Below are 23,895 nucleotides of genomic sequence, written 5' to 3'. Positions count from 1 at the left end.
ACGTGACGGGCCCGCCTATGGTGTTCCAGCACTGTCACGAGTCCGGCTCGGGTTGGGTAACGGAAGGTCATGAGCGGCGAAACCAAGGAATACGCCATCCCCGCGGTGGTGGGCAGTCCCGATCGAGCCGAGGGCCCGGTCGGCAAGGTGAGCCGCTGGCTCCTGCAGCACCGGGTGCAGCCGGTCGGCCCCGAAGCCGACGAGAGCCACGCCCCACCGCAGGCCTGGTGGAAGGTGATGTGCCTCACCGGAGTGGACTACTTCTCCACCCTGGCCTACCTGCCCGCCATCGCGGCCACCGCCGCCGGGGCGCTGTCCCCGCTGGCCACCCTGCTGATCATCGCGCTGACGCTGCTCGGCATGCTGCCGATGTACCGGCGGGTGGCCAAGGAGAGCCCGCACGGGCAGGGCTCGGTCGCGATGCTGGAGGACCTGCTGCCGTTCTGGCGCGGCAAACTCTTCGTCCTGGTGCTGCTGGGCTTCGTCGCCACCTCGTGGATCATCACGATCACCCTGTCGGCCGCCGACGCCTCGGTGCACCTGCTGGAGAACCCGCTCGCGCCGCACTTCCTGGAGGGCCACGCGGTCCTGATCACCGTGCTGCTCCTGGTGATCCTGGGCGGGGTGTTCCTGCTCGGCTTCAACGAGGCCGTCGGCGTGGCGATCCCGCTGGTCGCGGTGTTCCTCGCCCTCAACGCCGTCATCGTCGTCGCGGGCCTGATCGAGGTGTTCACCACCCCGGGCGCTTGGTCGTCCTGGACGAGTCAGCTCACCTCGGGCGGCGGCGGATGGACCGGGCTGGTCGGCCCCGCCGTCCTGGCGTTCCCGCTGCTCGTGCTCGGTCTGTCCGGGTTCGAGACCGGGGTCAGCATGATGCCGCTGATCGCCGCCGAGGGCACGGACGGCAAGCAGCGGATGGTGTCGCGGGTGCGCAACACCCGCAAGCTGCTGACCGTCGCCGCGCTGGTCATGTCGGTGTACCTGCTGGCGACCAGTTTCGTCACCACCGTGCTGATCCCGGCCAAGGAGTTCCAGCACGGCGGCGCCGCGCAGGGCCGCGCGCTGGCGTTCCTGGCGCACGAGCACCTGGGCGGGGCGTTCGGCACGGCGTACGACATCAGCACGATCCTGATCCTGTGGTTCGCGGGCGCCTCCGCGATGGCCGGTCTGATCAACATCGTGCCCCGCTACCTGCCCTCCTACGGCATGGCGCCGGAGTGGGCGCGCGCGGTCCGGCCGGTGGTGCTGGTCTACACCGTCGTCTGCGTGGGAGTGACGCTGGCTTTCGGTGCCGACGTCGAGGCGCAGGCAGGGGCGTACGCGACCGGCATCCTGGCGATGATGGTCTCCGGCAGCGTCGCGGTCACCATCTCGGCCTGGCGCTACCGCCGCAAGGCCGCCGCGACCGGCTTCGGCGTGCTCACCCTGATCCTGCTGTACGCGCTGATCGAGAACATCCGGGAGAAGCCCGACGGCATCGCCATCTCGGCGGCCTTCATCGGGGCCATCATCCTGATCTCACTGATCTCGCGGGCCAGCCGCACCACCGAGCTGCGCGTCGAGCGGATCGAGTTCGACACCGCCGCGCGGGTGTTCGTCACCGACTCGCTGGCCCACGACGGCGCGCTCAACCTGATCGCCAACCGGCGCCAGGAGGGCGACGTCGCCGAGTACGCCGCCAAGGAGCGCGAGCAGCGCGGCATGAACCCGGTGCCGGGCCGCGCCGACGTGATCTTCCTGGAGATCGACGTGGTCGACCCGTCGGCCTTCCGCGACGTGCTGCGGGTCGAGGGCGTCCAGGTCGGCGGCTACCGGGTCCTGCGCGCCAGCGCCCCCGCCGCGCCGAACGCCATCGCGGCGATCCTGCTGGCCCTGCGTGACACCACCGGAGTGCGGCCGCACTGCTACTTCGAGTGGTCCGAGGGCGCCCCGGTGACGCACCTGCTGCGCTACCTGATCCTCGGCCGCGGCGACACCCCGCCGGTGGTACGCGAGATCCTGCGCCAGGCCGAACCCGACCCGATCCGCCGCCCCGGCATCCACGTCGGCGGCTGACGCACCGGTAGCCGAAAGGGACCGCACCCGGCCACGGGGCGGTCCCTTTCGCGGGTACGCCTAACGCAGGGCGACCACGTGCCCGGTCCGAGCCGGGGCTCGGCCGCCCAGCACGTCCAGCCACGCCGCGCGCAGCGCGTCCGGGCCGGTGCCCACCGTCACGTCGACCCAGTCGCGCGCCACGGCGCTGAATCGGTGCCACGCGTCGGCGAAGCGGGCGTCGAGCCCGTCCCGGCCCCAGTCCTGGGTCCGCTTGCGCATCTGGACCGGGGCGAAGAACACCGCCGACGCGCTCTGCGCGTTGGGTGTCCGCGAGGTGAGCCCGACGGCCAGGTCCTGCACCAGGCGCGGGCCCAGGTGCGCGCGCAGCGCGTCGCGCACCTGCGGGCGGCCGGACAGGTCGAGGTACGTCGTCGCCCGGGTCGGGTCCAGCTCGTCCACGCGGTCATAGGTGAGCACGTCGTCGTAGCAGCCCAGGGCCTCGGTGAAGGCGACGTTGCCGGGCGAGGTCAGGCCGACCAGGCGCGGGCCCTTGCCGTGCAGCTCGTACGCGGCGGCGTAGGCCGTCTTGCTCGACGCCGAGGACACCACGAGCACGTCGGCGCCGTAGTGGCCGTTGTCCTCCAGGTGGTCGGCGAGCATGAACGAGGTGAAGAACAGCGGCCGGAACAGGATCAGCAGGTCCTCCTGCGCGGCGTCGTACGCCTGGTCGCCGGTGGTCAGCCGGTAGACGTTGTACGGCGACGGCAGCTCCGCCCGGTGCGCGCTGGCGTCGCGGAAGCCCTGCGCGTCCACCCGGTCCGGCCGCACGAGCAGGTGCGTGGCCGAAGGCAGGTAGCCGTAGAGCCGCCGGCCGGGCTCCACGCCGGGCACCGTCGAAGCCTGCACCTCGGCGAACCCCCACACCGGCGGCAGCCCCCACCGCGCGTCCAGCCCGCGCTCGGCGGGCGGGAAGAACTCCCAGTAGCGGAACGACTCGCCGAGCACGGCATAGGTGATGTTGTTGGCGGTGACGCCGACCCGGTCCACCCGCAGCAGGGCCTCGCCGTCGGCCAGGTCCGGCAGCGGATGCGCCGACACCGTGACGCGCGAGAGATCCTCGCGGTCGACGGCCATCGTCCAGGGTGCGGTCGGGTCGAGGGTCTGGGTCATCGCAGCTCCGTTCGCAGGTGAGGCGGTCAGGGGTACGTGGGGCAGACGGAGGCGCTCCCCGCGCGGGCACGCGGGGAGCGCCAGAGTCGCGGTCAGGCCGCGATGAAGGAGCGGATCTGCGTCAGCACGCTGGTGTCGGTGAGGAACCCGATGTGCGTCTGGCAGGCCACGTTGTGGTTCGAGGCGCCGGACAGCGGCGTGCTGGTGTAGGGGATGATGATGCCGTCGCAGGCGGAGTACCAGGTGGCGTACTGCGCGCTGCCGGGCGTCTCGTCGCCGTCGGCGAGGTTGAGGATGAACAGCGAGCCCGGGTACATCTCGACGCAGGAGACGTTGATCAGACACGCCCCGGCGTAGGTGGTGCCGTGGTTGGCCCCGGCGATCGAGGCGACGTGGCTGACGTACGCCGAGCCGCCCAGCTCCTCCAGGTACCAGCGGGTGACCAGGCCGCCCATCGAGTGGTTGACGATGGCGACCTTGGACGCGCCGGTCTGGGCCCGCACCGTGTTCACGTAGTCACGCAGCCCGGCCGCGCTGACCTGGTTGGACCCGGCCCAGTTGTAGTTGTACGTGTAGAGCTTGGTGAACCCGCCCGCCCGGAACACCGAGAGTGCGGTGGTCCAGTTGGAGGCGTTGCCGGTGTAGCCGTGCACGAAGATCACGGGCGTGCTCGTCGCGGCGTTGGCCGCGGTCGCCGGTGCCAGGAACGTGGCGGTGGCGGCGACCAGGGTGACGGCGAGTGCGGCGAGACGGTGACGCATACGCATTTGACCCCTCCGGGGACTGTCGGGTTGGGACGTGTTGGGAAGCCTCGCAACCGGATGGATCCCCAGGCATCGGTAGGATCGCCGGTCGCGTACCAGTGCGCGGATTCTCAGAGGTCGGCGACGGTGACGGCGATGCGGTCGGTGTCCGACGGCCAGTTCGGCACGGTGAACCGCTGGGTCCCGCCGCCCGCCCGGGACCGGACCGCCAGCGTGATCGCGCCGGAGGCGTCGGCGTCGGCCGGGATGTAGACGTCGATGCCGGTGAGGAACGTCTCGTCGAAGTCGGCCAGATCGGCGCTGGTGTCGGTGCGCTGGTCGAGGTTCTGGTCATGGGCGAAGACACCGATGACGCGCCGCTCGCGCGGGGCGGTGACGGCGTTGAGCAGCTCCACGCCGTCGACGGTGAGGCTGTCGCCGCTGGTGCCCTGGTCGCCCCACCATTCCTTGTACCGGGTGATGGTCAGCGCGCTGTGCCGGGGGCTGACCGGCACCCGGCCGCCGATGCCCTCGCCGGGGCGGTTGGTGAGCAGCCGGATGAGCCGGTCGGTCCGCTGGAACGGCTGGAAGTACTGGTGCTGGACCTGGCCGGTGCTGTGGTTGACCGCGAACTCGTACCGCGCCCCGGGAGCAGCCGAGAACGGCCCGAACGCCCCGTCGGCGCCGATGGCGTACTGGGCCAGCGGCTGGGCGGTCCGGCGGCGTCCCGTGCCGGGGTCGACCTCGTACACGTCGACGCGGGTGCCGGTGGCCGGGTCGTTGGCGGGGAACAGCACCGCCCTGCCGGACAGCGAGATCGGCCCCGGCTCGGCCACGACGTCGGTGGTGGCCGGGGCGCCGCCGGTGAAGAACCGGTACATCTGCTGGAAAGATTGGACCGAGGTGACGGTCTGCGTGTGCGACTGGTCGCTCTGGTAGACGTTGGTCGCGCCCCAGATCCGGCGCAGCGTGGCGCCCTCGCCCCAGATGGCCAGGGTCGACACGCCACCGGGCGGGCTGAGCGCGGTGGCGCCGTCGAGGTTGACGTAGTGGGCGACCTTCGCCGCCCGGGTCCAGGAGCGCAGGAAGTCCTGGCTCAGGAAGGTGCCCAGCGAGTGCGCGACCAGGTCGACCTGGGTGGCGCCGGTCTGGCGGCGCAGCTGGTCGATCCGCTGCTCCAGCCGGTTCAGCACGGCGCTGCTGGTCTCGGCGGTGAAGGTGTAGTCGTAGTCGATCGCGTCGACGAGGTCGACGGGATAGCCGTTGCCGGCGAAGCGTTTGGCCTGGGTCTCGAACTGGGCCGCGGACCCGGCGGCGCCGTGCACGAACACGACGGGCCGCCGGGCGGGTGCGGCGGTTGCGGGCGCGGCCGCCAGGCCCACGGTCGTGCTCGCACCGAGCATGACCAGGGCGGCTGCGGCCAGGATTGTCCTGCGCATCGAATCCTCGCATTCTCCGATGTGGATGCGTTGAGGTGCGATGCTAGGACTGTCCGGTCTCGCGCCGAGTCGGCAGAATCGCCGGTTTCATTGCGGTTGGCCGGGTGCGGTTGACTCCGGCGGTCGCGCCGATGCGCGACGACGCCGCTCCGGGCTACGGCAGCGCCGGTTCGGTCGCGCCGATCCGGGTCGCACCGCCGCGTCCGGGCTACGGCAGCGCGGGTTCCGGTCGCACCGGTTCCGGTCGCACCGGTTCGGGTCGCGCCGCCGTGACCAGGGTCGCCACGACCGTGGCCTGTAGCGCCAGCTCGCCGAGGTTGCCGAGCCAGAAGTGGCGGAACCCGGCCCCGGCCGCGACGAGCATCGCCACCGTGCCGAGCAGCAGCCAGGCCGTCCCGGCCCGGCGCCACAGCAGCACCCCGACCACGATCAGCGCCAGCATCGTCGCGATCGCGGGGACCAGCGGTCCGGCCGTGGCGGTGTTGGTGTAGCGAAGAGTGTCGGCGTAGTCGGCCGGTGCCAGGGTCAGCCGCACGATGTCGGTCGCGGCGCCCAGGGCGATCAGCGCCAGCGCCAGGATCCAGGCGCCGATGAGCACGCCGCGCCGGGCCAGCAGCGCCACTCCGAGCCGCGCCCCGATCAGCGTCGCCGCGACCAGCAGCAGCGGCGTGAGCAGCGCGTGGATCCAGAATCGTCCGGCGTTGACGGTCTCCAGGGTGGGACCGTAGCCGAGCACGCGGCCGAGGGCGACCGCGATGTTGTCGTAGGCCAGCCCGGCGCAGAGGACCGCGACAAGCGCGGCCGCCGGCCCCGCGGCGGCGCGCAATCGCAGCGCGTACACCCCCAGCCCCAGCATGCAGAGTGCGAGGGCAGCCAACAGCGCAGAGATCATCATCCCGCCTTTCGGGGTGGCCGCGTCGCGCCCAGGGTGCAGTTTCGGGGAAAGTGCGGGAATCATGACCTGGATTCGTGCACTTTCCCCGAAACTGCGGGAATGCCACCGGGGTGCGGGCGGCGTGGGGGTCAGTGGTCGCGCAGGAGGGAGCCCGCGCCGTACACCTTGTCGGTGATGCCGTTGTCGCGCAGCGCCATCCACCAGGTGGCGGCGTTGATGGCGATGACCGGTTTGCCCAGCCACCGCTCGGCCTCGTCGGCCAGCCGCACCATGGACAGGTTGGTGCCGCACTGCACGATCGCGTCGACCTCGGGCCCGTCGACGGCGAGGATCGCCTCGCGCAGCCGGTCCTCGCTGACGTGCGCGATGGCGACCGCCGTCGGGCACTTCAGGCCCTCGATCGCGGTGACCTCGAAGCCGATCTCGGAGAAGAACTTCACCACGTTCTCGTCGCCGACCGGCTGGTACGGCGTGACCACGCCGATGCGGCGCGCGCCGTACAGCTGCAGCGCCCGCTCGCACGCCTCCGCGCCGGTGGCCACCTCCAGCCCGGTGATCGTCTTGATCTGTCGGACGAACTCCCGGTTGCCCTCGACCCCGCCCCAGAACGTCTCGGCCGACATGCCCATGACCATGTAGTCCGGTTCGCAGGTCAGCACCCGCTCGCAGGCGGCGCCGATCTCGTCGCGGATCTGGACCAGCAGGTGCTCGAAGTTCGCGTCGTCGGACAGGTCCTGGTTGCGGATGTGGATGCGGGAGAAGTGCGCGGTCACGCCGGGCACCGTCATGGCGTAGAAGTCGGGCTCGACGATGGTGTTGGTCGACGGGGCGATGACGCCGAACTTGCGGCGCCAGCCCAGCGCGTCGGTCATGCGGGCACCTCCACCAGGGTCGCGGCGCGGGTGGCCGCGCGTACGGTCAACCAAACGGCGATGAGGAAGACGGCCTGCGAGACGGTGTTGACGCCCTGCTCCAGCCACTGGAACGCCAGTGTGTGGTGCGACGGGTGCGAGCGCAGCGGCACCATCGCCGTCACCCCGACCAGTCCGATCACGAACAGCGCCACCGCGCCGAAGACGCGTCGGCGCCAGGCGAGCGCGGCGCCGAGGATGCTGATCGTGGTGACACCGACGGTCGCGGCGATGAACGGGGGCTGGAGGCTGTGGGTGGCGACCGCGCCGCCCGCGACGGCGACCGCGATCAGCGCGTACGGCCACCACGGCGCCGTCCGGCCGCACAGGCTGGTGTGCAGCGACCACAGCACCAGCAGTGCCCCGGTCGCCATCAGTGGGAACAGCGACTGCTGCAGCCAGGGGAGGTCCTGGTCGGCGGCGGACAGGATCAGCTTCCAGGTCGACTTGGCGACCCCGCCGAGTCCGATCAGGACGGCGCCGATCCGCCCGGCCGTGGCCACGCGGCTGTCGATCTCGCGGGCGGCCCCGCCGAGCAGCCAGAACCCGAGCATGGCGAGCAGTGTGGGGACGTAATCCTCCAGTGCCATCACCACCGGGTAGCCGTGTTCGTTCATGCTTCTTCTCCGAAGACGTCGCGCTTGCGGAACGCGGTCAGGAACCTGAAGAACGCCTTGCGCTGGGTCAGCCAGGCGACCCGCGCGCCGTTGGGCGCTCCGGCCAGCACCTTCTCGGCCAGCCACGGGGTGACGGTCTCGACCCGGTCGGCCAGGATGTTGAAGATCTTCTTCGCCTGGGCCAGTTCCTCGGGGGCGTAGTCGTGGGTGAGCAGGTCGGTGACGACCATGCCCGGCGACAGGTGGTGCACGGTCACGCCGGTGCCCTCGACCTCTTTGGCGAGGCTGTCGGTGGTGTAGGTGACCGCGCGCTTGGTCGCGCCGTACACGGTGAGGCCCGGTCGGCGCATGCCGTTGGAGCCGAACCCCTCCATGTTCCACACCGCGCCCGAACCCTGGGCGGTCATGGCGCCGAGCACGGCGGCGTTGGCGTGCAGCAGGCCGCGCAGGTTCAGGTCCACGGTGGCGTCGAGCTGGGCTCCGGGCAGTTCCCACAGCCGCTTGCGGGCCGGGGACATGCCCGCGTTGTTGATCCAGATGTCGACCCGGCCGTGCCGCTCGACGGCGGCGTCCCAGAGCCGCCGCACGGCCTCGCGGTCGGTGACGTCGGCGATCACGCCGTACGCCTGCGGCACCTGCTCCTGGGCCCGCTTGACCGAGTCGACCGACCGGCCGCAGAAGATCACCTGGGCGCCCCGGGCGGACAGCTCGCGGACCAGGCCGAGGCCGATGCCCCGGGTGCCGCCGGTGACGACGACGACCTTGCTCACGAGGCCTCCCAGGGCAGGACCCCGTGCAGGACGGCGTCGAGGACGTTGCCCTGGAACACCTCGTACACGACGGCCAGGCGTCCGTCGGCGGACATGCCCGGCTCGGCGTCGATGGCGAACTCGCGGAACTTCACCTTGGTGACGTCGGTGAAGTGCAGCGACCCGAACAGTGCCCGGCCGAAGCCGATGGCGTTGCCCCAGGCCTGCGGGCCCTCGAAGAAGTGCCGGTTGCCGTCGCGGCGGGCGCTGAACGTCGCCGTGCGCGACAGCGCCCCGGACCAGGCGACGGTGCGGGTGGTGTGCAGCAGGTCGACCGGGTCCAGCGCGATCCGCACGTCCACGGTGCCGCGCGGCTTCTGGTCGGCGCCGAACAGCTCGCAGCTGCCGACGTACGCCCCGGACTGCTTGGTGGGGGTGATGTAGGGGACCGGGCCGCGACGGCTCTCGGCGGACAGGAACTCCTCGACCCGCCGTGCCGACTCGGGCGAGTCGTCGAGGGTGCGGGTGTAGACGCCGTTGAAGCAGCCCACCACCGACCAGCCCTGGTACAGCACCGACGAGTAGACCTGGGTCTCGCCGTCGGGCAGCACCTGGTTCCAGGTGTTCAGGTCGACCTGCCAGCCGGGGCCGTAGTAGTGCGAGTCCACGAACCCGCCGTAGGGCTGGCCGGTGCCGTAGAAGTCCGGCCCGGTGTAGACGCGGTTGTCGTCGGCGTCGACCACCCCGAACGCGAAGGGCGCCCCGAGCCGGAACCGCCCGGCCAGCGGCCCGCCCCCGATCAGCCCGCCGTCCATGTAGTACGTGGTCACGCCGTTCTCGAACACCGACGAGCGGCGGATCTCCTCGAACCCGCACCAGGTGCCCTCGGCGTCGAACAGCGACGGCCGCCCGTGCCACTGCCCGGCGATGCGCTGCTGCCAGACGCTGGGCTGCTCAGCCATTGGCCACCAGCTCGGCCCGGATCGCGTCGGTGGTCTCGTCGCCGAGCAGCCGCGACACCTGCGCCCAGACCGGGTCGACGTCACGGCTGAAGATGTTGCCGCGCACCGCCGCGTCGCGGGCCGCCAGGTCCACTCCGGCCAGGTTCAACGCGGCCGCGGCGGGCAGGCCGTGCTCGACCAGGTCCGACCAGTGGTCGGCGTAGGCGTTCACATAGCCGCCGATGCTGGCGAACGCCTCCTCGGTGGCCCGGTTGACCAGCATCCACGGCGACATGATGGCCCGCTGGCGCGGCCCGATCGCGGCCGGGGACAGGCCCTCGGTGGCCGAGGCGGCGTCGAAGGTCTCGGTCAGCGGCCGGAACGCCGCGTCCAGGTAGGGCAGGTGCGCGGCCAGGTCGGCGCGGGGGATCAGATCGAGGTGGAAGGCGTGGTACGAGCCGCCGTACACCGAGTCGAGGGTGAAGTGCGGGACGGCCGAGTCCTCGGGCGTGAACGCGAAGATCATGTGGCTGTCCAGGTGGATCATCGGCACGACCAGGCCGACGTAGACCAGCTTGGCCACCGCCGTACCCCCGAAGATGCGCACGCTGCCCACGGGCGCGGGCGACATGGGGCTCCTCAGCTCGGCCAGCGCCGTCTCGACCGGCTTCAGGTCGGGGTGGCGGGCCAGGATGCGCTGCAGGGTGGCCTCGCATAGGTCGGCGGGCAGGCTCACGACGGCTCCTCGGGGGTTTGGGCGTCCGCCTCGGCGGCGTCCCAGGCGGCCTGGACGGTGGGGTGCTCGCCGCGGGCCTTGTGCACCCAGGCACGGGCCAGCTCGGGGTTCTCGCGGCGGGCGGGGGAGGCGATGACCGTGGCGGTACGCCGGGGCACGTCACCGGTGATGGTGTCCTCGTCGGACAGCAGCCAGCCCTTCTCGGCCAGCTCCTGGCGGCGGCGCCGGTACTGCACGGCGATCAGGTCGCTCTTGATGTGCAGCTCCGCGCCCAGGTCGAAGGGCAGCAGCTCAGGCCGCACCTTGTTCACGACCTCGGCGTCCTGGTAGAAGATCTTCAGGGTGCGCTGGACGGCGTTCTTGTCGGCCCACTTGCCGGTGAAGAAGGTGCGCAGCGCCACCCACTTGACCAGGGTGGTCGTCTCGTCGATCGGGATGTTCGTGTCGTAGATGATCAGGTCGCCGATCGGCAGCCGCACATGCAGCTTGATCATGTTAGGCAGCATCCAGCCCGCCGAGGTGCGCACCGGCGGCCGGTTGCTCAGGTCGCCCTTGTTCCGGTTGAGCATCGACCAGATGCCCTTCGGACGCGGCGGGTACAGGTCCACGGTGGCGAACGCCGACCACTCGTCGGGCACCTCCAGCTCGTACTCCTGCACCTCCGGACGCTCCGGGTTGCCGAACGAGCCCGCGTGCACGAACGGGGCGTGCGCGATGTCGCAGCCGTTCTCCAGGATCCGCTCGTAGTTGGAGTGCCACAGGAACTCGCCGGTCACCGCGCGGTACTTGCCGCCGTTCTCCTTGAGCTCGTCGAACTCCGGCCACACCGGCAGCGGCGGGCGCTCGGACTCGGGCAGGTCGCCGAGGAACACCCAGACGAAGCCGTACTTCTCCTGCACCGGGTACGAGTCGACCCGGGCCTTCTTCGGGATGCCCCGCCCCGGCAGGTTCGCCGGGATCTTGGTGCACTGCCCGTCGGCGTCGTACTCCCAGCCGTGGTACGGGCAGACGATGCAGCCGTCCTTGGTCCAGCCGCCCGACAGCGCCGCCCCGCGGTGCACGCACAGGTCGCTCAGCGCCACCGGGCGGCCCTTCGGGGTGCGGTACAGCGCCAGGTGCTGGCCCAGCACCGTCACCCGGATCGGCTTGGTGGTGACCCGGTCGCCGAACTCGACCGCGTACCAGAAGTTCTTCAGCATCTCTACCTCCGCTGGATCGATGCGACGCCGTGGTGGGCGGCGAGCTTTTCCCACTCGGTGAACGACGCCGGGTCACCGGTCAGGTGCATCCGGCAGAAGGTGCCCAGCAGGTCGGCCAGCAGCGTGCGGTGCTCGACCGGGTCGCCGTCGGCGGCCTGGTCCAGGAACGCGCGCGCGGCCGTGTGGTCGACCGGGTCCACGATCGCGAAGTGGTTCGCTCCGGCCAGGCGGATCAGCGCGTTCGCACCGTCGCGGTCGGGCAGCGCCTCGTCGAACGTGCGCGTGATCGGGTCGCGCCGGGCGGCGGCGTCCTCGCCGTACCGGTCGGCGGAGCCGTTGATGACGCCGTCGTTGGTGCCGCCGACCAGCAGTACCGGGCAGTCGGCCTGCGCGGGCAGCACTGTTCCGGCGGGCCAGCCGAGCATCGTGGCGACCATGTTGTGCGCGCCGTACGTCGCGACCGCCTTCACCTCCGGCACGAACGACGCCGACTGCAGCGCCACCGTGCCGCCCGCCGAGTGCCCGATCAGGGCCACCCGGTCCAGGTCCAGCAGCCCGGCCACGGGGCCGGTCATCGAAGCCAGCGCGTCGAGCACCGGCCGCAGCAACGGGCAGGTCGGCCGCTTGCCGTAGCCGCCGGGCCGGGCCGCGTCCAGGTCCACGCCGGGCGTGATCCCGTGCAGGCCCCCGAACAGCGTGCCGACCCAGTCGTAGGTGACCGCGACGATGCCGCGTTCGGCCAGGCTGCTCGCCAGCCAGCGGTACGCCTCCTGCCCGACGTTCACGCCGGACACGATCACCGCCACCGGGAACGGCGCCCCGGTCGGCTCGGCGGCCATCACCCCGGACAGCCGCTCGCGGTCGCTGCCGTCGGGCGCGGCCGGGTAGTAGACGCGCAGGTGAGCCGTGTCGAACGGCGGCTCGTGGCCGGGGATCGTGGCGGCCCACCACACCGAGCGGATCATCTCGGCCGCTCCAGTTCCCGGTCGCCGCCCCACAGGCCGCGCACGAGGCGGTCGGTCGTCTCCTGGCCGAAGAAGCGGACACCCATCACGTTGGCCGGGTCGCGGTCGGCGATGTTGCGGCGCATCCGCAGGTCGGTCTCGGCGAGTGCGGCCCGCTCCGACTCCGGCACCGGCGGCGCGCTGTCGACCCAGCCCAGCCAACGGTCCACGTGGTCGTGGCTGAGCTTGCGGACGATGTCGATGTTGCGCTCGCTGCGCCCGAACGAGTAGCAGTACGCGGTGGGGCTCAGGCTGGCGCGGATGAAGCCCGACCGCGAGACGAAGTACTCGAACTCGGGGTCGGCGCGGTGGGCCAGCCAGTCCGCGTCCAGCGGGGCGTAGTAGCGGTCGTAGTAGTCGCCGTCCTCGATCAGGTTCACGCGCGGGACGGAGTCGAGGTAGAACCAGCCCTCGGGCCATACCAGCAGGGCGATGCCCAGGTGGGGCACCTTGACCTGCGGACCGAGCCATACGGTCAGGTGCAGGTTGGCGAAGCTCGCGCCGGGATTGCCCAGCCACGAGTGCACCATCCAGTCGACCTCGGGCCCGCTGTAGGCGGCAAGCGAACCGCCGGGCCCGTCCGGGTAGGTCCCGTACGACTCCAGGGCCAGCGTGGACGGGTCCCGCTTCAGCTCGAACCGGGCGTCGATCTTCGCCTTGAGCTCGGCGAGCAGCTGCTGCCACTGGTGGAACGTCTCGTGGACGTCGACGACGGGGGAGCTGTCGACCATGTCCTCGACGTGGCGGAGGGTCTCGGCCACCGGCCTACCTTTCTGTTAGGGCTTGGAGCAGCCGCCACGGGCGGCCGTCGACGAGATCGGTGTTGCGCGAGACGAGCCGGTTGGCGGCCTGCGCGGGAGCCACCTCGGCCCGGCCGGACGGCTGCCCGGCGGGGACGACGGTGACCACGGGGTGGCTGATCCGGCCGGTGAACGGCCCCTGCCAGCTGGTCCACAGGGTGAAGTCGGGCGACATCGCGAAGACCGCGCTGTCCTGCTCCAGTGGTGCGGCGGCGACGAGGTTGAGCCGGTTCTCGGCCGCCCGCTCGGGCAGGCCGAGGCTGAGTTCCCAGCTCTCGGCGGCGGTGAACGGCACCGCCACCACGTCGGCGTCGGCCAGTGCGGCCAGCCGGAACACCTCGGGGTAGATGGAGTCGGCGCCCGCGACCAGCGCGAGGAGCCCCCAGGGCAGGTCCACCACGAGCGGCCCGGCACCGTCGGCGTCCTTGCCGTGCAGCGGCTGCTGGACCGCGACCGTGCCGGTGGCGCTGACCAGGACGGTCGACCCGTCGGCCGCGCGGGCCACCGCGTGTGCGGAGGTGCCGTCCAGGGCGGCGGCCAGCAGCTGCGGGTCGGCGTCGGCGACCACGACCAGCTGCGCTCCGGCGGCTGCCGCCAGCGCGGTCTCGCGGGACACGGTCGCGGCGTCGCCGCGCACCACCGCAACCGGCAGCGTGGCCGCGCCCGCCGGGCGGCGGCGGCCCCGCGGGGGCTGGGCGATGGGGGCGTACAGCTCGGGGCGGCGGGTGGCCAGGATGTCCGTCCCGTCCGGACGGCGCTTGTCGTCGGCCAGGTCCGGGTCGATGTCGGCGACCACGACCGCCTCGCCGGTACGCGGCCCGCGCGCCACCACCGTGCCGTCCGGGGCGACGATCTGACTCTCCCCGGCGCCGTGCAGCCACTGTGGGGGCACGCCCAGCGCGGCGCTCAGCCGCGGCAGGTGCTCCTCGGGCAGCAGCGGGCCGACCTTGTTCGCGGCGACCACCCACACCTTGTTCTCGGCGGCGCGCACCGGGATGTGCAGGCTCGCCTCGTCGGTGGCGAACGAGTTGAGGCTGTTGAGCAGCACCTGCGCGCCACGCAGGGCCAGCCCGCGGGCGACCTCGTTGAGCACGCCCTCCATGCAGGCGTACATGCCGAGCCGGCCCAGCGGGGTGTCGATGACCGGGCCGACCTCGGTGGCCGGGTCCAGGTGGTCGTTCTCGGCGCCCATCAGGGTCTGCTTGTCGCACTGGCCGAGCACGGCACCGTCCGGGCCGAACAGGAAGTTGGTGCCGCCGGTGCGGCCGTCGGCGTGGGCGTGCGTGACGTTGATCTTCACGTGTACGCCGTGCCGCCGGGCGCGGTCGGCGACCGCGTTCAGGAACGGGTCGCCGGGCCGGGTGGCCAGGCTGTGCGCCTGGGCGCGGTCGGAATAGTAGGACAGGTGGTTGCAGAACTCGGGCAGGACGATCAGCCGGGCACCCTGTGCGGCCGCGTCGTCGATCAGGCGCAGGCAGGCGGCCAGATTGGCCTCGACGTCCTGCCCCGCCGCGAGTTGCACCGCGGCGACCCGTACTGGAGCCATATGTGGTGTCTCCGGTTCCCCTAGCGAAACGCTGTTTCCCGAAACTACACTCGCGGAGGCGTTTGCAACAGAGGTTGACCGGAGGTCGTGATGCTGACCCACGTGGTGCTGATGACGTTCACCGACGCAGCCGATGCTGCCAAGGCCAAGGATCTTTTGGAAGGCCTGGTCGATGCCGTTCCGGAGATTTCCGCACTGACGGTGCACCTCGACGAGCTGCACACCCCGGTCTCGGCGCACCTGTGTCTCGTCACGACGCACACCGACGCCGCCGGGCTGGCCGGATACCAGGCGCACCCGGCGCACCTCGAACTGGCGCAGTGGCTGCGGCCGCGGCTGGCCGCCCGCACGGTGGTCGACTACACGTCCTGACGCACGCCGCAGCCCGGCCGGGTGGGCCGGGCTGCGGGCTCAGTCAGGCGTCCGGGTCACGGGCGCGGCGGGCGCGGGTGCCCCCAGTGCGACGGTGCCGGCCGACCATACGGTGACTTGGACGGCCTCGCCGTGGGTGTGGCCGTGGTCGTCGACGTGGGTGCGACACAGTTCAGCATCGCGGTGAACGGGGCGTAGTGGACCTCGCCGCCGTCGGCGTCGAGGCCGCCCATGACGATGCTCTCGGTGATGACCTGGCCCTCGATGTCGTTCGGGGACAGGTCGACCAGGTCGGCTCGGGGGGCGTACAGCGTGCCCTCCAGCGTTGCCGCGGCCGCGGGCAGCGTGATCGAGGAGGCCGTCGGGAAGTTCCACAGCAGGAACGGCGCCTGGGCGATGCCGATGCTGGACATGTCGGGCACGGTCCAGTCATAGGTGTTGTCCGCGGAGGTGTCGACGTTGATCAGCAGCGGTTGGGTGCTCGACGGCGGGGTCTCGAAGGTCAGCGACGTGATGTTGTTGAGCTCGGCGCCCGTCAGGTTCAGCACGTTGGTGGTGTTGGGGGTCAGCGTGACGTGCACCTCGGTGGGGACCAGGATGGGGCGAGTGAGCGGCCTGCCGTTGACGTCTGCCAACGTGACGTTGTTCGTGCAGGTCGCCAGGGCGGACGAGCTGCTGCGGAAGTCGTTGAAGGCGGTCGTGAAGTCGATCACGGACTGCACCACCGTGGTGGCCGGCTGGGTCACGGTCAGTTCCACCCGTGGCGTGTCCCCGTACATGCCACCGGTTGCCACGATGTGCGTGGGACCAGGGACGTTGATGACCTGTGCCCCCATGCCGTTGCCCAGCTTGGCGTAGGCGTTGTTCTGCACGGACAGGATCGCCCCGGCCGTGCTGGCCGGGAAGTCGATCTGGCCGCCGACGACCAGCGCACTGGGGAAGGTGCCGTCACCGGGGGCGACGAACGTGCCCGGGCTGCTGGTGGCGACCTGGAACGTGCCACCGAGGGTCAGGTCGCCGCCCACCGCCACGGGCCCCGCGGACAGGGTACTGGTGAGGTTGGCGTTGTGCTCGACGAACACGTTGAAGTTCAGCGCCGAGGCGGTTGGGCTGGTGGGGCTCGCCATGGCGAGCCCGCCGGGGCCCAGCATCACGACCGCCGCGACGGCGCTGGCCCCGACCGAGACTGATGCGGCGATCATGCCGCGGAATGCTGGTTTGCGCATTGCCTGACCGTATAGCCATTTTGGTGACCATTAGGGCGATTTCGAAATCATCCGTTTGGTCACATATCGGCAGTTCAGGGCACGTATTCTGCTCGGATACCCCGAATCACGTGGTCGGGTACGCCGTCGCGCTGGCACCCCGCCCGCCGGGCCGGAACGCCGCGGGCGCGTGCACGGAACACAGCTGGGCATACTCTGCGATGCCCGCGTCGCCGTACTCGCGACCGTGGCCGGAGCGCTTCACCCCGCCGAACGGCGCCCGCAGCGCCATGCCGGTGCGGTTGTGCGTGTTGACGAAGACGAACCCCGCCTCCAGCCGTTTCGCCACGCGGAACGCCCGCTGCTCGTCGGCCGACCACACCGAGGCGCCCAGCCCCAGCTCGTCGGCGTTCGCGCGGGCCACCAACTCGTCCTCACCGTCGTGGACCAGCAGCGGCACCGTGGGTCCGAACTGCTCGGACACCACCACCGGATCGTCGTCGCCGACCCCGACCAGCAGCGTCGGCGCCACGAAGTGACCGTCCGCCAGGTCGGTGCCCGGATGGGTCCGGCCCAGCGGCAGTGCCGTGCCACCGCGCGCCACCACGCCGTCCACCAGCGCGGTCACCCGGGCGGCGGCCTCAGCCGTGATGACCGGACCCATGCTCACCCCGTCGGCCAGCGGATCGCCCAGGCACAGCACCTCGTCGGCCGCGCTCAGATACGCCGCGACGAACTCGTCGTGGCGCGAGCGCGGCACGTACAGCCGCTTGGCGGCCATGCACACCTGCCCACTGGTGGCGAACGACGCCATCACCAGCCGCCGCATCGGTTCGGGCGACAGGTCCGCGTCGTCGAGCAGCAGCAGCGGATCGTTGCCGCCCAGTTCCAGCACGGTGGGGGTGAGGCCCGCCGCCGCCGCGACCGCCCGCGCGGTCTGCTCGCCGCCGGTGAACGCGACCTTGCGGACCAGCGGGTGCCCGACCAGGGCCGCGCCCGCCGCCGCGTCGCCGTGCACGATGCGCAGCACGTCGGCGGGCAGCGCGCCCGCGAGCAGTCGTACCACCCGGTCGATGGCCAGTGGCGCCAGCGGCGACGGTTTCACCACGACGGTGTTGCCCGCCGCCAGCGCGGGCGCGATCTTCAGCAGCGACAGGATGATCGGGGCGTTCCACGGGGTGATCGCGGCGACCACGCCGTACGGGCGGCGGGTCAGCAGCAGGCGCCCCGCGGCGTCGTCGGTCTCGGTGTCGGCGAGCACCGCCGGGGCCCGACCGGCCACCCAGCGTAGGAACGTCAACGCGAACCCGAGCTCGCCGCGGCAATCGGGCCGGACTTTCCCGGACTCGCGCGCCAGCAGCTCGGCGAGGGTGTCGAGCTGGGGTTCGACCGCGTCGGCAGCCGCGCGCAGCAGTGCGGCCCGCTCGAGCCGATCGACGGCGGCCCAACCGCGCTGGGCGGACTCGGCGGTCCGTACCACCGCGTCGACCTGCTCCGGCGCGCTCACCGGGACCGTGCCGACCAGCTCGCGGACCCGAGCCGGGTTGTACCGGCTTATGCGTTCGCTCATCGTGTCACCGCCCGCTCCGGCCGCCGTGGGCCGCCCAGATCATCCAAGTTGCCGGGCAATCGGGGGTATGGATGGTCAAGATACGCCCGATTGCCTGGCAACTTGAGCGGATCTTGGACACGGTCCGGGGTCACGGGGTCACCGGGCGCAGGGACTCGATCATGCAGGCGCGCAGCAGGTACGACCGGGTTCGGGTCGGGTCGGCGGCGGTGGCGCGCAGCTGGTCCAGGTGGGCGGCGCGGGCGGCCGGGTCGGTGGCGCTCAGGCGTTCGTAGTTGCGATGCGACACCGCCTGGGTGAACTCCAGCGCGATGCGTCGACGGTCGTCCGCCGCCCGGGTTGTGGCCGGGTCAGGGTCCGGGGCGGCCAGGGCGGTCGCGTAGGCGACCGCGTCGTGGATGCCGGAGTTCATGCCCAGCCCGCCGAGCGGATTGTTGACGTGCGCGGCGTCCCCGGCCAGCAGCACCCGCCCGACCCGGAACTCGGCGGCGACCCGCTGGTGCACCCGGTAGATGCTGGCGTGGGCCACCCGCCAGGGGCGGCCCGGGTCGTGGATCTGCCGCAGCCTGGCGTCGAGCCGGGCGAGTTCGGTCTCGTCGGATGAACCGTCCGGTGTGGGCAGCAATACCCGCCAGTGGTCGGGCGTACGCAGCAGCACCGACCAGTCGACCGGATCGAACACGTAGTTGACCGCGGCCAGCCCGTCCAGCCACCCGGTCAGCTCCTCCGAAGTGGACGCCACCAGGAACCGCTCCGGGTAGGTGATCCCGTCGAACGCCACCCCGAGCGCGCGCCGCACCGCCGAGTGCGCCCCGTCCGCGGCGACCAGCCAGTCACCGCGCACGGTGGAACCGTCGGCGACCAGCACATCCACGCCGGTCTCGTCCGTGCGCGCGCCGGTCACCGGGCTGTCGAACCGGATCTCCACTCCGCACCGGGCCAGGTGGTCGCGCAGGATCGGGGTCAGCTTCGACTGCTCCAGCTGCACCCGGTACGGGTACGGCGTGTCCCGCGCCAGCACCGACAGGTCCAGGGTCGCCACGTGTCCGGCGGTGCGGTCGCGGTAGGCGAACGTCGGCGCGACCAGGCCGCGCGCCAGCACCTCGTCGACCACCCCCAGCTCGGCCAGCATCTCCAGCGTGGGCGGGTGGAACGTGGAGGCGCGCGACTCGGCGGCCAGGTCCGGCCCGGCCTCCAGCACCGTCACGGCCAGCCCGTGTCGGGACAGCGCCAGCGCGGCGCTCAACCCGACCGGCCCGGCCCCGGCGACGATCACCCGGCTCATCCGGCGTACCTCGCATCCAGTTCGAGAGCTTCGTCCTGCCCGACGAGCGCGGTGAAGTCGGCCCAGGCCATCCGGGGCACGCCGTCGGCGGTGCCGTGCGCGCCGATCGCGGCGTACGCGCGGGACGCGGCGTCCAGCGCCGCCAGCAGGGGCGCGACCGGGTGCAGGACCAGCCGCACGCCGACGGCGGCGAGTTCGTGGTCGCCGGGCCAGGCCGTCGTGGATCCGGCCTCGGAGCGGTTGACCACCAGCGGCACCCCGGGCAGCGCCGCGTGCGCGCGGGCCAGGTCGTCCAGGGCGGTGACGCCTTCGAGGAACACCGCGTCGGCTCCGGCGGCGGCGTAGCGGGCCGCGCGGTCGATCGCGTCGTCCAGGCCGGTCACCGTGTACGCGTCGGTGCGCGCCACCACCACGATGCCGTGCCCCTCGGCCGCGACCGCGCGTACCTTGCGGGCGGCGGTGGCGGCGGGGACCAGTTCCTTGCCCGCGAGGTGGCCGCAGCGCTTGGGCTGCACCTGGTCCTCCAGGTGCAGGCCGGAGACCCCGGCGGCGGTGTAGGCGCGGGCGGTCCACACCGCCTGCAGCGCGTCGCCGTAGCCGGTGTCGGCGTCGGCCAGCAGCGGTGCCCCGCGCAGCGCCGGGACCAGGCGGGCGGCCCGTGCCGCGAGGTGGGTGCCGTGGACGTAGCCGAGGTCGGGCAGGCCCAGGTCCAGGGCCGCGCAGGCGGCCCCGGACAGGTGCGCGGCCCGGTGTCCGGCCCGGACCGCCAGCGCGGCGGTCGGGGCGTCGTACACGCCGGGCAGGTGGGTGAGCTGCTCGGATGCCAGCAGGGCGCGCAATGCGGGGGCGGTCACGGGCGGCCGTGCAGTGCGAAGCCGCCCTCGACGCCGACGACGCGCGGGTTGGTGAAGAACCGCAGCGTCTCGGCGGTGCCCTCCTCGGCGTAGCCGGACAGGCCCCAGGCGGGGCGCGGGGTGAACAGGTGCAGGCTCATGATGCTGGAGCCGTTGACCTTCACCTCGCCCGCGCGCAGTCGCCGGGCCACGGCCAGCGCCGCGTCCTCGTCCGTGCCGCTGACGTACGCCTCCAGCCCGTACGGTGTGCCGTTGGCCAGGGCGACCGCCTCGTCCAGGGTGCGGTAGGTGTGCACCGCCGCGACCGGGCCGAAGATCTCGTGTGTGGTGTGCCCCGGGTCGACCCCGGTGACCAGGGTCGGGCTGAGGAAGTTGCCCTCGTCCGGGACGGGCAGCGCGGTGTGCGCACGGCCGCCGTGGGCGACCAGGGTGTCGCGGGCGGCGGTGACCCGGGCCAGGTGTCCGGAGTGGACCAGCGGGCCGTAGTCGGTGGCCGGGTCGAGCGGGTCGCCGACGCGCAGGTCGCCCAGGCGGGCCAGCGTCGCCGCGACGATCTCGTCGGCGCGGTCGGCGGGCACGACCAGGCGGCCCAGGGCCCGGCACCACTGGCCGTTGAGGGTGGTCAGCAGGTCGGCGGCGGCGCGGGCGGCCGACTCGGTGTCGGCGTCGGGCAGCACCACGAGGGGGTTGTTGCCGCCGAGTTCGAGCTGGACGGGCTTGATGTCGTACGCGCAGGCCGCCGCGACGGCCCGGCCGCCGGACAGCCCGCCGGTGAACGACACCGCCCGGATGCGCGGATCGCCGACCAGCCGTGCTCCCGCGGCCGCGTCGCCGTGCACGAGCTGGAACACCCCGCCGGGCGCATCGGCGGCGGCCAGGGCCCGCTCCACCGCCGCGACCAGCAGCTGCGTGCCGTACGGGGCGTACTCGCTGGGCTTGACGACGACCGGGCAGCCCGCCGCGAGCGCGTTGGCGACCTTGTGCGCGGCCATCGGCGCGGGGGCGTTCCACGGCACCAGGCACGCGGCCGGGCCCCAGGGCAGCCGCTCCACGTGCGCGGTGCGGCCGTCCTCACGCGGCACGGCGCCGGTCAGCCACCCCTCGCGCAACTGCGCGGCGGCCAGCCGGAACGCCCCGGACAGGATCACCGCGAGCATCGCGGTCTGCCGGACCGGCACGCCGGTCGCGTACGACTCCACCGCGCTGATCGCCTCGGCGTCGTGGCTTACCTGGTCGGCGGCCGAGTCCAGCAGCCGGGCCCGGGACTCGGCCGACAGCCCCGACCACGCCCCGGACTCGTGCACCGCGGTCGCCGCCGCGATCGCCGCGTCGACCCGGTCGGCCGGGGTGCCGGTCGCGGTGCCCAGCACCCGCCCGGTCGCCGGTTCCTCCAGCGCGAAGCCGAGCGCGTCGTCGCACGCCCGCCACTGCCCGTCGACCAGATCGGACACCGGCTGCGGGATCACCGCGCTCACTTGGCCACGCTCGCGAACAGCTCGTTGGACCGGTCGGCGGTGACCATCGAGGCCGCCTCCAGCCGCCCCCGCTCCGGCGGGAACGTCATGACCAGGCCCATGGCCAGATCGCGCAGGGCCCGGCCCATGGTGCCGTGCAGGGTCGCCCCGGAGGTGCCCGACGCCTTGAACGCGCCGACCGCCACCGCGAACGCCGCCTCGCAGATCGACCCCTTCGCCAGGCGCCACTGCCGGTAGACGTGCGCCTTGTCGGCCAGCGGCGGTTCGGAGGTCTCCAGCAGCAGCTGGCGGCGCAGCCACAGGTACGCCGTCTCCAGGTTCTCGGTCATGTCACCGATGATCACCTGGTGCATCGGCGACTCGGCGATCGGGCGGCCGGTGTCGGCGAACGTCTTGGCGGTCAGCCGGGACAGGGTCTCGTCGTAGACGCCCTGGGCGCAGCCGACGTACACGGCGGTGATGGCGAGCTGGTTGCCGACGAAGCTGCCCCGGCTGCACTGCAGCATCTTCACGAACGCGCCCGGCACGGTCAGCGCCTCGGTCGCGGGCACCCACACGTCGGTGAGCACGATGCCGTGGTTGGCCGAGCCGCGCATGCCCAGCCCGTCCCAGGCCGGGCGGGACGCGACACCCTCGGCGGTGCGCGGCACCAGGAACAGGGCCAGCCCGGCGGCGGTGTCGGTGCCGTCCAGCCGAGCGGTGACCAGGTAGGTGTCGGCGACGCCGGTGGCGCAGCCGAACGACTTCTCGCCGCTGACCAGCCAGCCGTCGACGCCGTCGCGCTGGGCGGGCCGGGCGGTGGTGGCGATGGCGATGTTGGCGCTCGCGCTCTTGACCGACTCGCTGGCGAAGTTGGCCAGCCAGGTGCCCCCGGCCATCCGGCGCAGCACCAGCTCGGCGAAGGCGCGCACGGTCGGCACGTCGGCCTCGTCGAACAGGCCCGCCTCGATCGCTTCGAGGGGCAGCAGGCCGCGCGAGGCGCTGGTGTTGTGGAAGAAGAACGCCAGCGCGGTCGACGGGCAGGCGGTGCCCATGGCGAAGGTGGCCGCGGCCAGGTCGCGCAGGCCGCCGCCGAGGCCGCCGTACTCCTCGGGCACGACCAGGCCGAGCAGCCCGGCCTCGCGCAGCAGGTCCACGTGCCCGGCGGGGAACTCCCCGGTCGCGTCGGCATGCGCGGCGGCGGCGCGCAGCGCGGGCAGCACCGCCTCCACCCGCTGGGCGCGGTCGCGCTCGGCCTCGGTCATGTCGTCGACGAGGCGTTGCCCGTACGGGTCAGCCATGCTCTTTCTCCCTTGTGGATTCAGGCGGGTTCGGCGCAGGCGACGCCGAGTTGGCGGGCCAGCAGCAGCAGGTCGTCGGCGGGCAGGCCGCCGGAGGCCGGATCGCGTACGGCGTCGAAGCGGCGTACGCCGCTCTTCATCGCCACCAGCGCGTTGACCAGTCCCAGCCCGTGATGGGCGCGCAGTCGTACGTGCAGGGCGGCCGGGCGCACCCGCACCACCGCGTCCTGCAGCACCCGGCGCACCTGCAGGGGTGAGGCGGCCGCGTCCTCGGCGCAGCCGAGCGCCACCTCGGGCAGCCCGGCCAGCGCGTCGAGCGTCGCCAGCACCACGGCCTCGCGGTCGGGGGCGAACGCGTCGGCGACGTAGGCGCGCACCGGCACGGTGGCGGCCAGTTCGCGCACCGAGGCCAGGTCGCCCGGGTCGCGTACGCTCACCTCGGCGCCGATGCCCTCGGCGCCGTCCAGGACGGTGATGGTGATCTCGTCGGGCAGCGGGTCGGCCAGCTGGCCCCAGCTGCGCGAGTGGAACAGCAGTGGGGCGGTGACCCGGTCGACGGCGGCCTCGCGCACCCGGCCCACGAAGATGGTGTGGTCGCCGCCGGGGTAGGCATGCTCGACGGTGCAGTCGAGCCGTCCGGTGGCGTGGGCGAGCATCGGGCAGCCGGTCGGGCCGGTGACCCAGTCGGCCCCGGCGAAGCGGTCGGTCAGCCCGGGGACCTGGCCGGCGAAGCGGCGGCCGATCTCGGCCTGGTCCTTGCCCAGGAAGCTGAGCGCGAACACGCCCGAAGCGGCGATCATGGTCCGGGTGGGCAGGTGGTTGCCCAGGCAGACGGAGACCAGTGGCGGATCGAGGCTGACCGAGGAGAATGAGCTGGCGGTCATGCCGTGCGGCCGCGGTGAGCCGTCGAGGTCGGCGGTCACCGTGGTCACGATGGCGACCCCGCTTGGCCACTGGCTGAGCACGGAACGCAGCTGCGCACTGTCCACCACTGCACCCGCCCTTGTTTCGCATCAGGAAACGCCGTTGCCGTGAAGGTAACGACTTGGCGAGTGTCGTGTCAACGG

Annotated in this window: 22 protein-coding genes; 2 read left to right on the top strand and 20 right to left on the bottom strand. The window is 72.4% G+C overall.

The window, feature by feature from the left end; translation table 11 throughout:
* Positions 1 to 69: 69 nt before the first annotated feature.
* Positions 70 to 2,055 (top strand): APC family permease, encoded by a 1,986-nt coding sequence (locus KUA19_RS21110; protein WP_217398109.1) that lies wholly within the window; start codon positions 70 to 72, stop codon positions 2,053 to 2,055.
* Positions 2,056 to 2,115: 60 nt separating this feature from the next.
* Here KUA19_RS21110 and KUA19_RS21105 read toward each other — a convergent pair whose 3' ends face one another.
* The 13 genes from KUA19_RS21105 to KUA19_RS21045 form a co-directional block, all read right to left on the bottom strand.
* Positions 2,116 to 3,207, bottom strand: a complete 1,092-nt coding sequence (locus tag KUA19_RS21105; RefSeq protein WP_217398107.1) for a DUF2855 family protein — start codon at positions 3,205 to 3,207, stop codon at positions 2,116 to 2,118.
* Between the two features lie 92 nt (positions 3,208 to 3,299).
* Positions 3,300 to 3,974 (bottom strand): esterase/lipase family protein, encoded by a 675-nt coding sequence (locus KUA19_RS21100; RefSeq protein WP_254549854.1) that lies wholly within the window; start codon positions 3,972 to 3,974, stop codon positions 3,300 to 3,302.
* Positions 3,975 to 4,081: 107 nt separating this feature from the next.
* Positions 4,082 to 5,389, bottom strand: a complete 1,308-nt coding sequence (locus KUA19_RS21095) for an alpha/beta fold hydrolase (protein ID WP_217398105.1) — start codon at positions 5,387 to 5,389, stop codon at positions 4,082 to 4,084.
* A gap of 208 nt (positions 5,390 to 5,597) precedes the next feature.
* Entirely contained in the window at positions 5,598 to 6,281 is a 684-nt protein-coding gene (locus tag KUA19_RS21090; protein ID WP_217398103.1) for a hypothetical protein, read from the bottom strand.
* Between the two features lie 131 nt (positions 6,282 to 6,412).
* Positions 6,413 to 7,156 carry a maleate cis-trans isomerase family protein gene (locus KUA19_RS21085; protein ID WP_217398101.1) on the bottom strand — a complete coding sequence of 248 codons (744 nt, stop codon included), beginning with the start codon at positions 7,154 to 7,156 and terminating at the stop codon, positions 6,413 to 6,415.
* Entirely contained in the window at positions 7,153 to 7,812 is a 660-nt protein-coding gene (locus tag KUA19_RS21080) for a hypothetical protein (RefSeq protein WP_217398099.1), read from the bottom strand. Before KUA19_RS21080 ends, KUA19_RS21085 begins: the two co-directional genes overlap by 4 nt.
* A complete protein-coding gene (locus tag KUA19_RS21075) occupies positions 7,809 to 8,582 on the bottom strand; it encodes an SDR family oxidoreductase (RefSeq protein WP_217398097.1) in 774 nt (257 codons plus the stop codon). The genes KUA19_RS21080 and KUA19_RS21075 overlap by 4 nt, the downstream gene beginning before the upstream one ends.
* Positions 8,579 to 9,523, bottom strand: coding sequence for a hypothetical protein (locus KUA19_RS21070; protein WP_217398095.1), 945 nt, complete (start codon positions 9,521 to 9,523; stop codon positions 8,579 to 8,581). The genes KUA19_RS21075 and KUA19_RS21070 overlap by 4 nt, the downstream gene beginning before the upstream one ends.
* Positions 9,516 to 10,238 (bottom strand): hypothetical protein, encoded by a 723-nt coding sequence (locus tag KUA19_RS21065; protein ID WP_217398093.1) that lies wholly within the window; start codon positions 10,236 to 10,238, stop codon positions 9,516 to 9,518. Before KUA19_RS21065 ends, KUA19_RS21070 begins: the two co-directional genes overlap by 8 nt.
* A complete protein-coding gene (locus tag KUA19_RS21060; protein WP_217398091.1) occupies positions 10,235 to 11,437 on the bottom strand; it encodes an aromatic ring-hydroxylating dioxygenase subunit alpha in 1,203 nt (400 codons plus the stop codon). The genes KUA19_RS21065 and KUA19_RS21060 overlap by 4 nt, the downstream gene beginning before the upstream one ends.
* 2 nt (positions 11,438 to 11,439) lie before the next feature.
* Complete coding sequence (locus KUA19_RS21055; RefSeq protein ID WP_217398089.1) at positions 11,440 to 12,402, bottom strand: alpha/beta hydrolase family protein; 963 nt, start codon at positions 12,400 to 12,402, stop codon at positions 11,440 to 11,442.
* Positions 12,399 to 13,202 carry an oxidoreductase gene (locus KUA19_RS21050; protein ID WP_217398087.1) on the bottom strand — a complete coding sequence of 268 codons (804 nt, stop codon included), beginning with the start codon at positions 13,200 to 13,202 and terminating at the stop codon, positions 12,399 to 12,401. The genes KUA19_RS21055 and KUA19_RS21050 overlap by 4 nt, the downstream gene beginning before the upstream one ends.
* 4 nt (positions 13,203 to 13,206) lie before the next feature.
* Complete coding sequence (locus KUA19_RS21045; RefSeq protein ID WP_217398085.1) at positions 13,207 to 14,787, bottom strand: carbon-nitrogen hydrolase family protein; 1,581 nt, start codon at positions 14,785 to 14,787, stop codon at positions 13,207 to 13,209.
* A gap of 90 nt (positions 14,788 to 14,877) precedes the next feature.
* Here KUA19_RS21045 and KUA19_RS21040 point away from each other — a divergent pair, with 90 nt between their 5' ends.
* Positions 14,878 to 15,159, top strand: coding sequence for a Dabb family protein (locus KUA19_RS21040; protein ID WP_217398083.1), 282 nt, complete (start codon positions 14,878 to 14,880; stop codon positions 15,157 to 15,159).
* A gap of 56 nt (positions 15,160 to 15,215) precedes the next feature.
* Here KUA19_RS21040 and KUA19_RS21035 read toward each other — a convergent pair whose 3' ends face one another.
* The 7 genes from KUA19_RS21035 to KUA19_RS21005 all read right to left on the bottom strand — a co-directional run bounded on the left by KUA19_RS21035 (position 15,216) and on the right by KUA19_RS21005 (position 23,817).
* A complete protein-coding gene (locus KUA19_RS21035; protein ID WP_217398081.1) occupies positions 15,216 to 16,361 on the bottom strand; it encodes a choice-of-anchor A family protein in 1,146 nt (381 codons plus the stop codon).
* Positions 16,362 to 16,491: 130 nt separating this feature from the next.
* Positions 16,492 to 17,934, bottom strand: coding sequence for an aldehyde dehydrogenase family protein (locus tag KUA19_RS21030; protein WP_217398079.1), 1,443 nt, complete (start codon positions 17,932 to 17,934; stop codon positions 16,492 to 16,494).
* Positions 17,935 to 18,064: 130 nt separating this feature from the next.
* The gene (locus tag KUA19_RS21025; protein WP_217398077.1) at positions 18,065 to 19,219 is read right to left on the bottom strand and encodes an FAD-dependent oxidoreductase; all 1,155 of its coding nucleotides are present in this window, start codon (positions 19,217 to 19,219) and stop codon (positions 18,065 to 18,067) included.
* Entirely contained in the window at positions 19,216 to 20,073 is an 858-nt protein-coding gene (locus KUA19_RS21020; protein ID WP_217398075.1) for an isocitrate lyase/PEP mutase family protein, read from the bottom strand. Before KUA19_RS21020 ends, KUA19_RS21025 begins: the two co-directional genes overlap by 4 nt.
* Positions 20,070 to 21,548, bottom strand: coding sequence for an aldehyde dehydrogenase family protein (locus KUA19_RS21015; RefSeq protein WP_308167553.1), 1,479 nt, complete (start codon positions 21,546 to 21,548; stop codon positions 20,070 to 20,072). Before KUA19_RS21015 ends, KUA19_RS21020 begins: the two co-directional genes overlap by 4 nt.
* Positions 21,545 to 22,828, bottom strand: coding sequence for an acyl-CoA dehydrogenase family protein (locus KUA19_RS21010; RefSeq protein ID WP_217398073.1), 1,284 nt, complete (start codon positions 22,826 to 22,828; stop codon positions 21,545 to 21,547). Before KUA19_RS21010 ends, KUA19_RS21015 begins: the two co-directional genes overlap by 4 nt.
* 20 nt (positions 22,829 to 22,848) lie before the next feature.
* Complete coding sequence (locus tag KUA19_RS21005) at positions 22,849 to 23,817, bottom strand: flavin reductase (RefSeq protein WP_217398071.1); 969 nt, start codon at positions 23,815 to 23,817, stop codon at positions 22,849 to 22,851.
* Positions 23,818 to 23,895 lie beyond the last annotated feature (78 nt).

Source organism: Catellatospora tritici (genome assembly GCF_019083965.1).
Taxonomy (GTDB): domain Bacteria; phylum Actinomycetota; class Actinomycetes; order Mycobacteriales; family Micromonosporaceae; genus Catellatospora; species Catellatospora tritici.
The sequence above is the reverse complement of the archived record's forward strand: the minus strand, read 5'-3'. Positions and strand labels throughout refer to the sequence as shown.

Coding starts and splice junctions, on each gene's coding strand:
- KUA19_RS21070 (WP_217398095.1), bottom strand. CDS start 9,523: ATGGCTGAGCAGCCCAGCGTCTGGCAGCAGCGCATCGCCGGGCAGTGG.
- KUA19_RS21090 (WP_217398103.1), bottom strand. CDS start 6,281: ATGATCTCTGCGCTGTTGGCTGCCCTCGCACTCTGCATGCTGGGGCTG.
- KUA19_RS21055 (WP_217398089.1), bottom strand. CDS start 12,402: ATGATCCGCTCGGTGTGGTGGGCCGCCACGATCCCCGGCCACGAGCCG.
- KUA19_RS21060 (WP_217398091.1), bottom strand. CDS start 11,437: ATGCTGAAGAACTTCTGGTACGCGGTCGAGTTCGGCGACCGGGTCACC.
- KUA19_RS21105 (WP_217398107.1), bottom strand. CDS start 3,207: ATGACCCAGACCCTCGACCCGACCGCACCCTGGACGATGGCCGTCGAC.
- KUA19_RS21035 (WP_217398081.1), bottom strand. CDS start 16,361: ATGATCGCCGCATCAGTCTCGGTCGGGGCCAGCGCCGTCGCGGCGGTC.
- KUA19_RS21010 (WP_217398073.1), bottom strand. CDS start 22,828: ATGGCTGACCCGTACGGGCAACGCCTCGTCGACGACATGACCGAGGCC.
- KUA19_RS21080 (WP_217398099.1), bottom strand. CDS start 7,812: ATGAACGAACACGGCTACCCGGTGGTGATGGCACTGGAGGATTACGTC.
- KUA19_RS21095 (WP_217398105.1), bottom strand. CDS start 5,389: ATGCGCAGGACAATCCTGGCCGCAGCCGCCCTGGTCATGCTCGGTGCG.
- KUA19_RS21100 (WP_254549854.1), bottom strand. CDS start 3,974: ATGCGTATGCGTCACCGTCTCGCCGCACTCGCCGTCACCCTGGTCGCC.
- KUA19_RS21040 (WP_217398083.1), top strand. CDS start 14,878: ATGCTGACCCACGTGGTGCTGATGACGTTCACCGACGCAGCCGATGCT.
- KUA19_RS21030 (WP_217398079.1), bottom strand. CDS start 17,934: ATGAGCGAACGCATAAGCCGGTACAACCCGGCTCGGGTCCGCGAGCTG.
- KUA19_RS21110 (WP_217398109.1), top strand. CDS start 70: ATGAGCGGCGAAACCAAGGAATACGCCATCCCCGCGGTGGTGGGCAGT.
- KUA19_RS21025 (WP_217398077.1), bottom strand. CDS start 19,219: ATGAGCCGGGTGATCGTCGCCGGGGCCGGGCCGGTCGGGTTGAGCGCC.
- KUA19_RS21085 (WP_217398101.1), bottom strand. CDS start 7,156: ATGACCGACGCGCTGGGCTGGCGCCGCAAGTTCGGCGTCATCGCCCCG.
- KUA19_RS21045 (WP_217398085.1), bottom strand. CDS start 14,787: ATGGCTCCAGTACGGGTCGCCGCGGTGCAACTCGCGGCGGGGCAGGAC.